10 protein-coding genes are annotated in these 12,969 nt (G+C 43.1%); 7 read left to right on the top strand and 3 right to left on the bottom strand.

Going from position 1 to position 12,969, the window contains the following annotated elements; all coding sequences use genetic code 11:
- Window positions 1-80 precede the first annotated feature (80 nt).
- On the top strand, window positions 81-3,680 hold the full coding sequence (locus tag U719_RS11630; RefSeq protein ID WP_023468967.1) for a DUF5057 domain-containing protein: 3,600 nt from the start codon (window positions 81-83) through the stop codon (window positions 3,678-3,680).
- 18 nt (window positions 3,681-3,698) lie between these two features.
- Window positions 3,699-4,385, top strand: a complete 687-nt coding sequence (locus U719_RS11625) for an ankyrin repeat domain-containing protein (protein WP_023468966.1) — start codon at window positions 3,699-3,701, stop codon at window positions 4,383-4,385.
- A gap of 46 nt (window positions 4,386-4,431) precedes the next feature.
- Here the strand turns inward: U719_RS11625 and U719_RS11620 are convergent, their stop codons facing one another.
- From U719_RS11620 to U719_RS11610, 3 genes are read right to left on the bottom strand one after another with little or no spacing between them, the layout of a single operon-like run.
- Entirely contained in the window at window positions 4,432-6,003 is a 1,572-nt protein-coding gene (locus tag U719_RS11620; RefSeq protein ID WP_023468965.1) for a type II secretion system protein, read from the bottom strand.
- Window positions 6,004-6,021: 18 nt separating this feature from the next.
- Window positions 6,022-6,642 carry a PilW family protein gene (locus U719_RS11615; protein WP_023468964.1) on the bottom strand — a complete coding sequence of 207 codons (621 nt, stop codon included), beginning with the start codon at window positions 6,640-6,642 and terminating at the stop codon, window positions 6,022-6,024.
- Entirely contained in the window at window positions 6,605-7,132 is a 528-nt protein-coding gene (locus U719_RS11610; RefSeq protein ID WP_023468963.1) for a prepilin-type N-terminal cleavage/methylation domain-containing protein, read from the bottom strand. Before U719_RS11610 ends, U719_RS11615 begins: the two co-directional genes overlap by 38 nt.
- A 176-nt stretch (window positions 7,133-7,308) precedes the next feature.
- Here U719_RS11610 and U719_RS11605 point away from each other — a divergent pair, with 176 nt between their 5' ends.
- The 5 genes from U719_RS11605 to U719_RS11585 are packed head-to-tail and all read left to right on the top strand — an operon-like array spanning window position 7,309 to window position 12,912.
- Entirely contained in the window at window positions 7,309-8,643 is a 1,335-nt protein-coding gene (locus tag U719_RS11605; protein ID WP_041255164.1) for a G5 domain-containing protein, read from the top strand.
- 16 nt (window positions 8,644-8,659) lie between these two features.
- A complete protein-coding gene (locus U719_RS11600) occupies window positions 8,660-8,974 on the top strand; it encodes a hypothetical protein (protein WP_023468961.1) in 315 nt (104 codons plus the stop codon).
- Window positions 8,975-8,982: 8 nt separating this feature from the next.
- Window positions 8,983-10,647 (top strand): GspE/PulE family protein, encoded by a 1,665-nt coding sequence (locus tag U719_RS11595; RefSeq protein WP_023468960.1) that lies wholly within the window; start codon window positions 8,983-8,985, stop codon window positions 10,645-10,647.
- Window positions 10,644-11,690 carry a type IV pilus twitching motility protein PilT gene (locus tag U719_RS11590; RefSeq protein WP_023468959.1) on the top strand — a complete coding sequence of 349 codons (1,047 nt, stop codon included), beginning with the start codon at window positions 10,644-10,646 and terminating at the stop codon, window positions 11,688-11,690. The genes U719_RS11595 and U719_RS11590 overlap by 4 nt, the downstream gene beginning before the upstream one ends.
- Window positions 11,691-11,694: 4 nt before the next feature.
- Entirely contained in the window at window positions 11,695-12,912 is a 1,218-nt protein-coding gene (locus tag U719_RS11585) for a type II secretion system F family protein (protein WP_023468958.1), read from the top strand.
- Window positions 12,913-12,969: the final 57 nt, after the last annotated feature.

Genomic DNA, 12,969 nt, shown 5'->3' with positions numbered 1-12,969 from the left:
AAATGCGATTTCGCTCGTTATAATGAAATTGGGGAAGTATAGTCCCGGATTTCAAAGACATGATGAGGAGACGATGAGCGATGAGACAGTGGGTCCGTTTGTTAGTAGCAAGCTTACTGATTTTTTCAAGCTTTACGTATATACATGAACCGCATTCAAAAGCGGCGACAGGCGAGAAGTTTAAGATTTTAGAGATTCGTGATGATTGGTCGGCGACGAACCGGATTGATCCGGGAACGACAATCACGTCGTTATCATTGTTAAAAGAGTTGAATACCAGTCAATACGAAATCAAGATGATGACGGTCAAAGAGTTGAATGCGTCTCGTTTCTCACTTGATGGTGCATTTGATGCGATCGTCTTTGATCCATCTATTTTTACAGGAACAGACCGTTATTCGATTACAGTATCTGATTCGAAATCCAAACAGCATAATACCAGTAACATCGAAAATGATATTACGAAGTTAAAAGCGAATGAAATTTTGAAGAATTACATTCAAAAAGGATTACCAGTCTTTTTACACGCTGATGTGTTAACACATGCAACGAGTAATTTCACTTCGATTTTTAAGCCAAGCATGACGTCTGGTGCTGCGATTGCCTATACGGATTCAAAACAGGTCGTCTCCCGATTACAATCCGAAAAAATTGAACGACCTCGTTTAAGCAAAGTAGCGGTTTCGCAGGCTGGTCAATCGTTAACATCGGTGGATAAAGCAGCACCGGCTTCACCAGATAAACCAATTGATTTTAATTTTACGCTTGATCAAACTACGGCTAATACACGCGTTCAATTGTATATTGATTTCAATAGTAATGACCAGTTTGAGGAATCCGAAAAGGTCGATGAAAAACCAGCGACGATTTCTGGCTCCTTGTCCTATCAATTTGATGCACCGAGTTATACAGGACCACGGAACTGGATGATTAAAGTCGTAAGTGAAGATGGACTTTCGGATTATAAGATCGGTAGCTTCTTAATGAAGGATCAGGTAGCCCAAGCGAAGATTTTACAAGTCACGCGTTCGGGATCAACCGGCTCTATTAATGGATTCATGTCGGGTACATTGTTGAAACAAGACGGATTATATGACTTTAATGTCGAAGTATTATCTGCAACAACATTCAACTCGGACTTTCAAAAGAAAAATTTAAATACAAATTATGACATGTTGATTTTCGGGTTTCAAGATTCATATGGTGCTGCTGCACTAAGCGATCCTGCATCGAATGCAATCCTTGATTTTACGAATACTGGTCAAGGATTGATGTTGACACACGACACGATTTTCAGACCAGCTCAAACCGATAAACCTGAATTATTCTGGGAAACGAAATTTGCTGATCTTGCTGGTCAAAAGAACTTTACGAATATGGGATACGGGGCGCAACGACCATCAGGGCAGGCAGTCAAACAAAATGCCGGAGTCATGACTTCTTATCCATTTGCTTTGGCAGATACAGTAGCGATAGCAACGACCCACAATCAATACTTCGGCTTGGATCTTGAGCAACCGGACCTTATTCCGTGGTATAACATCCGTGAAAAAGATCTGAATACCTCGAACCAGGCTGCAGGTCGAACGATTGGGGACGCACGCAACCACTACTATATGTACACAAAAGGGAACGTTACGTATTCTGGAGCAGGACACACAACAAAATTTGATCAACAACAAGAAAAAGAATTGTTCTCGAATACGATGTATCGTGCTTTCATCGGTGCGAACCACAAGCCATTAATCAAGAATATCTTGCCAACGGACAAATCGAGCTATCTTGAGAATGAGCCGTTGACGATCTCGTATCAAGTCAACGACTATGATCTGCAAGACCGTGAGCTAAAGACACGGATCTATATTGATAATGAGAAAGTCTTTGAAAACAATAAGTTGAAGAATAACTCGTTCGTCAGTCAATCCTTCGAATCAAAATTAAAAGGTAAAACAAGTGTTACGATTCGAATCGAAGCAGAGGATCAGCGGGGAGCTAAGGCAATCGAGACACGGACCGTTCAAGTTGTTCGACCTGCTGTTTCTGCTCCTTTCGTATTATCTCGTTCTATTGATCCGGCTACTATTCCTAATGGTGAGACGGCTGAAATTTCATATACCATTAAAACAACACCTATGAAGCAACAAGAAGCTATTGGGGAGAATGGCTATATCAAAGGGAAATTTTCTGTGACGATGGAAAATATACTGTTCAATGAAAAATTACCGAGTAATTTAGAAGTGGTTTCAACTAGTGGGTTAAAGGATGCTATTATTTCTGGACAGTCTATAAAAGGCTACGCACCAAACATTGAATACGATGAAGCACTTGACGGCATTTACCAAGGGCAGTGGGTAGCTAAACAATCAGAAATAACATTTAAAGTAAAAGTAAAAGCTAAAGAATCTGCGGGCATTTACACGCTCGATAAAAAAGATAATGTGCTAACATCAACTAAAAATGTCTATAAAAATGAAACAAATCGTTCAGATAAACTAACGACAGTAAATAATGATCCACAAGCATTTCCGACACTTGGCTACGCATTGACACCGGCATTTGCGACAAGTGCGAAGATTCCATCCGTCAAGATGGATATCACGACACCATCGTATAAAGTCTTGCCAGAAATTAATCCGACAGGTAGCCAATACGGAACGTTGAAATGGTCGATCGTCGATCCGACGATTGCCTCAATCGATGAAGCAGGAGTCATTAAACCGAAAAAAGTCGGTACGACACAAATCAAATTAGTCGTTCCTGTAGGTAATGGAAAAGAACTCACGACGACATCTGATCTCGTGATCAATGATGTATTTGGTGGACTGATTGTAAGAAACGTACCGGATACACTGTACGTTGGTGAAACGAAATCCATGACGGGACTCGCTTCGATGATTTCAGGAAACGAGACACCGATTCAATGGATCATCACGAATGATTCGCATGTCAAAACGAATGGTTTATCGAAAAACACATTAGATTTGACCGGGAAAACACCTGGAACGATCACAGTTAAAGCTGTCGTTCCGGCAGAAGCAGGAAGTTCGACATACCTTGCCCAGTCTACGACCTATACAATTCAAGTGAAGCTACCGGAACTTTCGGTCGCCCCAAGTAATCTTGAACTCTGGGTCGGATCAACACAAGATGTGACGGCAACGTTCAAACCGAATTACCCGTTACCATTTACGACGTCTACGTTGAGTAGTGCGATTGAACTGATACCAACAGCGAACGGTTATACGATTACAGGTAAGACCGGTACTCCAAATGGAGCTGTCGAAGCATTACTCACGTTGACGGATTTCCCAGATACGGTAGCAAAGACACTCGTTCGAGTCCGTGAGAACCCGACCAGCGTAACAGCTGATGATTTAATCATGACGATGAAGGATGAAAACAAACGACCACTCTTAGGGTGGTTCCCGGAAACGACGACTGAACGATTTTATCGGATGGAAGTGACGCAAGGGAAAGAGTACGTCAAAATCGATCCGACGGGCCAAGCGTTGCAACCGTTACGTCCTGGTGTGGCTCGCATTAAAGTCACTGTGCTAAAAGAAAATAAAGATGTGTTGGAAGTCTTGAAAAATGATAAGAAAACACCTTTGAGTACAACATTCAAGGTGACGATTGGTTCAGATTCAGGATCAACCGACTTGGATGGAGATGTATATTAAAAAGTGGGGAAGTTGGATATGAAACGAAAACGCATCGTTGTCATCCTTTTGATCGTGATTTTGACTGGAGTCGGAGTTACAAGTTACGTCATCCAATCGAATCGAAAAACTGAACTAGAACAGGCGTTACGTTCAGAAAAGCCTATGGAATTAGCATCCGCGTTAAAAAGTTCAGACATGTCTACATCGGAAAAAAATCGTTATATTGGTCGTTTTCAAGAGACGCTTGCATTTGAAAAGGCTGAATTGCTATTAGATTCTAAGACATCTCAAAATCAAATGAATTGGTTTTATGCGGCGCAGTTTGCTCCTCGGGATACAGTGGCTACTTGGCTAAAAAAGGGAGCAAAAGTGAATCAGTTAAATCAGAAGAAACAATCTGTTCTTCATGTGGCAACAAGTGTGAATCGTTCCAGTGATGCGTATGCTTTACTCGTCAAGCGCGCAACGTCTAAAGATTTAAATCGAATCGATGCGTACGGTCATACGCCTTTGTTTTATGCCACACTTGATCAAAATGAGACAGTCATCGAGTTACTTTTAGGGGCTGGTGCCAATCCGAACTTAGGAAAAGAACGTCCGATCTATGAGACAGTCAAACAAAATCGAAAAGATTTATTTGAATTGTTGAAACAGCACAAGGCAAAGGTAGAAACGAAACAAGTAAAGAAGATTGCAAAAATGTATCGTGCTACGACATTCTAAGCAATAACGAAGAGCCCCTCATCGAGTTGATGAGGGGCTCTTCTGATTACTGTTGAATACGTTTTGGTGTTTCGACATACATTTGGACAGAACGATTTAAAGGTAATAAGGAAGTTGGGTTTTTCAAAACGGTTGCATCATAGGCCATGCGTAATCGAGAAGCCTCAGCATCCGCAGATTTATTGGCAATCATGAGTCGTTCTAAATCCCTCACATTGGCAGGGAACTGATTCTCTGCTAAATCGAGTTTTCCACGATAGGCGTTTACTTCTAGTTTCCCTTTCGTAAAGATGCCACCACGTACGTTCATCGTCGACCCGACAGAGTAGATCGTATTGATTTGATCGTCATCGCTGTAAAGGAAAGCATTTAAGTCAGGCGTAGTCGTTCGGGGTGTTGAAAATTTATTCACCCGGTTGATGACGAGTGTTCCTTTACTGAGTAGAATTAACGTGTTTTGTTTCGTTGAGGAAGTGAGACCTTGAATATTCGCATCATCGAGACGACTTGTACCTGTCGTATAAATCGTTGTCGCAAAACCGACATTCCCTCGAACGAGGAGGTTACCTAGGACGACAAGCGGCCGTTTGATTTCTAACGGCTGATCAACGGAATTCAGTGAAGAAATTGTCAGATTCCCATTGATGATCAAAGGCTCGAGCGTCTCTTGTACTAAATCATCCGTCAATGTGATCGTATTATTTGTGTTCGGTGCCGGGCTAATCATCTGTCGTTTCGTATCAAGTGCCGTCAGAAACGGACCTGTTAAGACCGATTTTGGAATAGCCGAGTCCTTTAAGGAGGTAGTAATTTGTGTAATCGGTGTATTCACCGGCAGCTTTAAAAAGTCATTCAAAGCGTAGTTGAAGTCGAATGGAACAAGCGCTTCTTTCGTTGAGACGAGGTCCGTTGATCCTTTTGGATCAAAAATGCTACGGTCACAAGATAAATAATCTTCACATTGCAGCAAAGGTAGATTTTTTTCTTGGAACACCCGAATTTGACCAGCGACATAAGGAAGTGCTTGTGTATTTGTGAACGTCCCATTTTCATTATTGTATTTAAAATAAGGAGTAGCGGTTGCTTTTAAAGGATTTCGCGAGAAGATATTACCTTCGATGAAGGGCGCACCTTTGATAATGACTTGGTTATCCGAACCAAGCGTATAGTACAAGAAGCTTGGAATAGCAGACAGATACACGCGTTGGCGATATGTCTTGCGAATCACAGGCTGATCACCCTTTTGTTTCTCGACTGTTGCGGTTAAATCTAATGCTTTAACTCGGATATTCGAGGCGGTCTCGTTTACTTCGACCGAGACACTCGGGACGATGGATTTTAAAGGTAAGATGATTGAGCTATTCAAATTACTGAATAGTGCTTGTGAAGATGTCGTAGGTGAAGTGCCCGTCGTCTTGACGACGATTTGCTGTAATGCAGCAACGGCTTGATCCAAATCATTTTGAGTGGATGTCTCGACATCTATATCCGTTTCACGGATTTCAGTTAATCGTGTGGACTGTAGACTGATACCAATCGTGGCTATGGCAAGAACGGAAAGTACCGTTAGCGTGACGAGTACGAATAATAAGGTGTAGCCTTGTTCAGATTTACGCATGATTAGTTCCTTTCTGAATTAAAATCCAATCGTACTCGTGAAGGTCTGTACTTCTTCTTGATCAGTTGACTGGATTCGAGTCGTGATGGTCAAAATACCATGGATGACATAACGACCAGGATACGTACTTCCGGTGATCGTTTGATATTCAGGACTAGATAATGTGAAGGTTTGAAAAAGTTCGGATTGCTCATCGATTGATTGTGGCTCTGACGTATAGACGAGTTTATCGCCTTGTTGCTGTTCGGTCAGGAATGTATATGTAACAGGCTTCACGGTAGATGCGGATGCTGAAGCTTCTTCTGTTGCATTGAACGGTTGAAATCCACTAGCTCGTTCAAGTAATCCCGTCTCATTGTTTAGCGTAGGCAACGTTCTTTTATAAAAAGAGAGTGTTTTAGATTCATCGATGCGAATCGCATCAAAGCCACTGACCTCATTTAAAATGATACCGATCCGACTATCCGCTTCACTACGTAATTCACTAATGATACCAGTTGCTCGAAAACTTTTCGTTCCGGAAATGAATACCGTCAAGATGACAGCACTGAAAATAGAAGCAACGACGATTGAGACAAGTAGTTCGACGAGTGTGAATCCTTCACTTTGTTGTTGGAAAACTTTGGTTGAGCGTCGCATTCGTAATCGATCCTTTCAAAGTCGTAATCGGTTCAGTCGTTCCTTCTACATACACGTATACATAAAGATCGAGTAGATTCGGATTCACTTCACCTTCCATTTTATGAGGTGTCACACTGTACTTCACATCAAATGAAATATTGTTGATTTCAGGATCAGTAAAAATTGACGTACAAATAGCCGATACACCACAAGAAGGAGTGGCGGGTTCTGGAATCACATAATTTCCATTCAGATAAACGGCCTTCAGTGCTTCTTGAGATAATGAAACAAAAGAAAAGGCTTCATTCGTTGTCGCTTCAATCGCTTCTCGCTTTATGTAAGAAGTAGCATTTTTAGCTAAATAGTTCGCAAACGTCAATTCCGTGCTAGTGCGTGATGCTGAAAGAGATTGCGAAAAGATACTGATCAATGAGACAGAGATAATCGACAGAATCGTAATACTGACAAGGACCTCGATTAATGAAAATCCATCTTGTTTGTGTTGCATATGCTCACCTCTTCATTTCTATCGGAAAAAACATCAATTGGATGAAGTTCAAAAACCTACAGACATTCACAGTTAGAGAAAAGAATTGTCAGGATAGACTTATGTTTCATCATGATATTCATTATAATGGAAATACTAGGCACCTGAAATGATTAATTCATACAGAAAGGAAACAGATGATGCTCAATACAAAGCGTTTTGCTGTACATACACTTTTACTCGTCTTACTCGTGGTTTTGATTTATGTGCCATCTTTCGCCTTAATTTCCTTTACCGGAAAGGCGACTGAACAGACGACTTTTTCTGAAACGGCTAAAGTTGGATCTGTTCCTGTAAGCGGGATGAGTCGTAAAGAAGCTGAATCCGCAGTCCAAAAAGCGATTACGGAATGGTCCAAAAAAACACCGTTGACGACGGGTACTGGAGAAGAAACGTTACCGGTACCAACTGAATTGGTGACATTTGATTCTGAGGAATCTGTTAAAAAAGCGTCTCTGAAAACGGGAGGAGACTTAATTCTCTCAATCGATGACGAAATGCTACAAAGTTTTCTATCTACGCAACCTGTCAGCTATTCACAAGAACAAACGGAAGCGTTTAAAACATGGTTAACGAATACAAGCAAGACATTAGCTGAAGGGAATTTTGATCCTTCACAAACGTCAGAGTCGTCTGCTGAAGGTGAGGTCGTATCAAGTATCACGTTTTCAACACGTTCAGCAGCAGAAGAACAAATGATTACAGGCATGGCAAACGTCGAAATCAAGCCAGATCAATTAATGAATGTGAAAACGTATGGTATGGATCCAATCGCCGCTTCTTACGTTGGAAGTAAATTATACGAATTGTTCGCAAAAACACCATTTGAAATCGTGGAACGCATGCCACATGCGACACTCCCCGATGATATTACACTAGGTTACGATGTCAAAATTGACGAAAAAACAGATTTTGCTGTTCGCAATACGCAAGCATCAGTTTATCGCCTCGTCGCCACGCAAGAGGGAAGCGACGTGACGATTGAACTACGTGGAGCACCGATAAAAGAGGCAGTGACTGTCGTGTTGGAAGGAGAAAAGACAATTCCATTTAGAACCATTACTCGTTACTCAGCTACGCTTTCAGCCGGGACGACGAATGATACGCAAGCTGGCGAAGAAGGAAAATCGATTGAAGTCTACCGTGTAATGAAGACCACTAAAGGGGAACAGAAAAAACTTCTTTCCTTGGATTTTTATGCAGCGATTCCTGCTGTCATCACGAAAAGCAGTCAAGAAGAACAGGCTCCTGTCGTAGTTCCACCAACCGAAGAAACACCATCTGAAGAAACGGATTCAGAGACATCAACTGATCCGAATTCTGAAGATCCACAAACGGATGGAACAGTTGAAACGCCAGAGACACCTACTTCACCGGACAGCCCAGATTCACCAACGACACCAGATGAGAATAATCAAGGTGATCCCGCTTCGCCGGTAGAAGATGAGTCGACAGGAGAAGCTGTCGGCTAAACGAGGAGGGAAGAGTATGAATTGGACGACGATTGCAATTGAACTTGGAATCATCATCGGACTTGCGACAATCATTTGTGGATTGATGTTTGCGGTGACGATTCCATATGTGACCTCGATTCAGGCGAAGTCAGTATTATCCATCGCAGCGATTATCATGGTGACACTGATCTATTTTAGTGTTCAGTTGGATTGGATTAGTAATCCTTTTGTAGCGATCGGTATGGTATTACTGTGTGTCGTAACGGGAGGCGTTACGAGTCTGATTGATGAAAAGAAACAAAAGCGAACTGTAATGATTGAAGACGAATCATGGCATGCGGAAGGATGACGGACTAAATGGCGATGAAGCGAAAACGACTCGGTGAAATGTTAATCGAAGAGAGTTTAGTGACAGAGAGTCAAATCGATGAGGCACTTTCTGTAAAACGACCAACTGAAAAATTGGGTGACGCGTTACTCCGCCTCGGTCATTTGACGGAACAACAATTACTAGAAGCGCTCCATCATCAGTTAAAGATTCCGATCATTCAACTGTATAATTATCCGGTCGATGTCGCGGTGACGAAATTGATTTCAAAAGAGTTAGCACAGCGGCATACGTTAGTTCCGGTCTACCGTGAAGGAAATCGTTTATTTATTGCCATGGCGGATCCGATGGACTTGATTGCAATCGATGATTTACGGATGCAGACGGGTCTAGTGATTGACGTAGGTATTGCGACACGGGACGAAATCAGACGAACGATTTTGAAGTATTATGATATCGATTCATCGTTGCGCGATTTGTTGGAGTCAGATGATATGACGGAGATGGACCAGTCGCGCGACGTGGTGACACGTGAAGATGCGCCAATCATTCGTCTCGTTAATCAAATCTTAGAAAATGCGATTGCACAACGGGCATCCGATATTCATATGGATCCCCAGGAAACATCGATGACGATTCGAATTCGAATCGATGGAGAACTTCGAACGGAAAATAATTATCCGAAGCAGATTCAAAGCATTTTAACGACACGAATCAAGGTCATGAGTGAGCTTGATATTACGGAATCCCGGTTACCGCAAGATGGGCGAATCAAATATGTCTTTAATGGACTAGCTTACGACTTCCGTGTTTCTACACTACCTACCGTATACGGGGAAAAAGTCGTTATTCGAATTTTGGATAGTTCCAATTCGAATATTTCCATCTCTAAAATTGGTTTTAGCTCACGGAATGAATCACAGTTCCGAGAAATGTTAAAACGACCGAACGGTATTATTTTAATTACCGGGCCAACCGGTTCAGGGAAATCATCGACATTGTATGCAGCCTTAAATGAGTTGAATGATGAGTCACGCAATATCATCACCGTCGAAGATCCGGTTGAGTACCAGGTCGATGGCATCAATCAGGTCCAAGTGAATGCGAAGATCGGTTTGACATTTGCGAGTGGTCTCCGATCGATTCTCCGTCAGGATCCGAACGTCGTCATGGTCGGTGAGATTCGCGATATTGAAACAGCAGAAATATCGATCCGTGCTTCTTTGACGGGACACTTAGTTCTATCCACGCTTCATACGAATTCAGCAGTTAGTTCAATTACACGGTTGATCGATATGGGCGTTGAATCATTTCTCGTCGCAGCTTCACTTAGCGGATTGATCGCACAACGACTCGTCCGCCGTGTTTGTCGGGACTGCGGAGAAGCCCACTCGTTATCAACGCGGGAACAGGAGCTGTTTGATCAAGAAGGAATCGAAGCGACGACTGTCATGCGAGGTCGTGGCTGCTCATCTTGTAATATGACTGGATATCGAGGTCGTGTCGCGATTCAGGAAGTCATCATGATTGACGAAGTCTTACGGCGCATGATCATGAACCAGTCGACGGAAAGTGACATCACAGCGTACGTTAAATCGCAAGGACAACGTTTCCTTCTAGCTGATGGTCTATCGAAAGTAGCTGATGGTATCACGACGACAGAAGAAATTTTACGGACGGTGATTTCAGAATGAATCAAACGATGGAACGTGCCCAAATCGAAGATATTCTTCGTTCCTCGAAGGAACGAGGGGCATCCGATGTTCATTTGACTGCCGGATCCCCTCCTGTGTTTCGGATCAATGGAACACTGACACCATATGGATCCGAGAAGATGAAACCAGTCATCATTGACGGGTTCGTTCGTTCGTTGATCACGGAAGACATGTATCAGCAACTGAAGCAGGATCGAGATATTGATTTTTCGTTTGGTGTGACAGGTGTAGCACGATATCGGGTCAATTGTTTTTATCAGCGAGGCGCATTATCGATGGCCTTTCGAACGATCCCGACAGAAGTGCCTTCGCTTGAACAGTTAGGACTTCCTCCAGTCATCAAGCGATTTTTGACGAAGCCACATGGTCTCATCCTTGTCACGGGTCCAACAGGTTCCGGGAAGTCGACGACGCTTGCTGCGATGATTAACGAAATCAATCAAACAATGTATAAACGGATCATCACACTGGAAGACCCGATTGAATACTTACATAGTCATCGAAAGAGCTTAATTGATCAACGGGAGATTGGAATTGATGCGCCACGTTTTTCGACAGGATTGCGCTCAGCGCTTCGCCAAGATCCGGATGTTATTTTACTGGGAGAAATGCGCGACCTTGAGACGATTGCTACCGCGGTAACGGCTGCTGAAACCGGTCATCTTGTCTTTGCGACGGTGCATACGGCAACAGCAGCCTCAACGGTCAGTCGCATCATCGATGTATTTCCGTCGGAGCAACAAGATCAGATTCGGGCACAGTTAGCGAACGTCCTAGCGGGTGTCATCTCACAACGACTCATGCCACGATCGGATGGGACAGGACGTGTTGCGGCTTTAGAAATCATGGTTGATACACCAGCTGTCTCCAACTTGATTCGGACGGGTAAGGAATATCAGATTCAATCCGTTTTACAGACGGGTAAACAATATGGCATGCAAACGATGCAGATGGCTTTACAAGATTTGGTCAGCCGCGGTTTGATTCCGGCATCTGCTGCAACACCATACATATCGGGGTGAAGGGATGGCAGTATTCATTTACGAAGGTCGAACGATGGCCGGAAAACGAAAAAAAGGCAAGATCACTGCCCTGACGAAGCGAGAGGCGGCAGAACGTCTTCGGACGGATCAAATTGCCGTCACATTGCTTGAGAAGCAAGAATCAAAAGGGTTAAATACCGAGATTACGTTTTTAAGTGCTAAACCGAAGATTGAACACCTCGTCATGTATGCGCGTCAGTTTGCAACGCTCGTTCGATCGGGTGTTTCGATTGTTAGAGCAACAGAAATTCTACGTAAACAAACAGAATCAAAACCACTCGAGCGAGCGCTTGTCGAGGTAGAAGATGACTTGCGTAGTGGGATTCAGTTTTCCCAGGCAATCGAAAAACATCCTCGTGTATTTGATACGTTTTTCGTTAGTATGGCGATGGCGGGAGAAGCGAGTGGTAATCTCGAAGAGGCGCTAGATAATATCGTGACGCAGCTGCAAAAACAATATGAGATCAAACGAAAAGTCATTTCGGCCTTAATCTATCCGGCGGTCGTATCGCTTGTCGCGATCGGCGTCGTTGTCTTCCTGATGATGAATGTCGTACCGACGTTCGCTTCGATCTTTGATCAGTTAGGCAGTGAGTTGCCACTGATCACGAAACTCGTCGTCGCTGTCTCCGACTTTTTTGTCGCCTATTGGTGGGTGCTTCTATTGATTGCATTTGGCTTAATCGGACTGTTGTATTTTAACCTCAAGAATGAGCGACAGCGTCTCTTTTTTGACCGTTTCTTGTTAATGATTCCAGTCTTCGGACCGCTGATTCAAAAATCACAAATCGCGCTGATGACACGTGGTCTATCTGTATTGCTCAATGCGTCAGTACCGATTTTAGCTTCACTTGATATTACTGAACGAATCGTTACGAATCGGATCATTCGTAAAGGGATTGCTGGTGCGAACGAAGCGATGTCGCGCGGTATTCCGATGCACGAACCATTAGAGCGAAACAAGTACTTCCCACCGCTCGTCACACAGATGATTGCGATTGGGGAAGAGTCAGGTCGGCTCGATTCGATGTTGACAGAAGTCGCGAACTTCTACGAAACCGAAGTGGAAACGACGACGGATCGTTTGAAATCGATCATCGAACCATTATTGATTGTTGTTTTAGCCGCAATCGTTGGTGTCATTGTCATCGCTGTCGTCGTACCAATGTTTAAGATTTACTCCGACATTCAGGCAGGTTGACAATTGTAAAAACATTTACCTGTTGTTAAAAAAAGACATAAACTACAAAAAATGTGG

This window comes from Exiguobacterium sp. MH3, assembly GCF_000496635.1.
Lineage (GTDB): Bacteria > Bacillota > Bacilli > Exiguobacteriales > Exiguobacteriaceae > Exiguobacterium_A > Exiguobacterium_A indicum.
The sequence above is the reverse complement of the archived record's forward strand: the minus strand, read 5'-3'. Positions and strand labels throughout refer to the sequence as shown.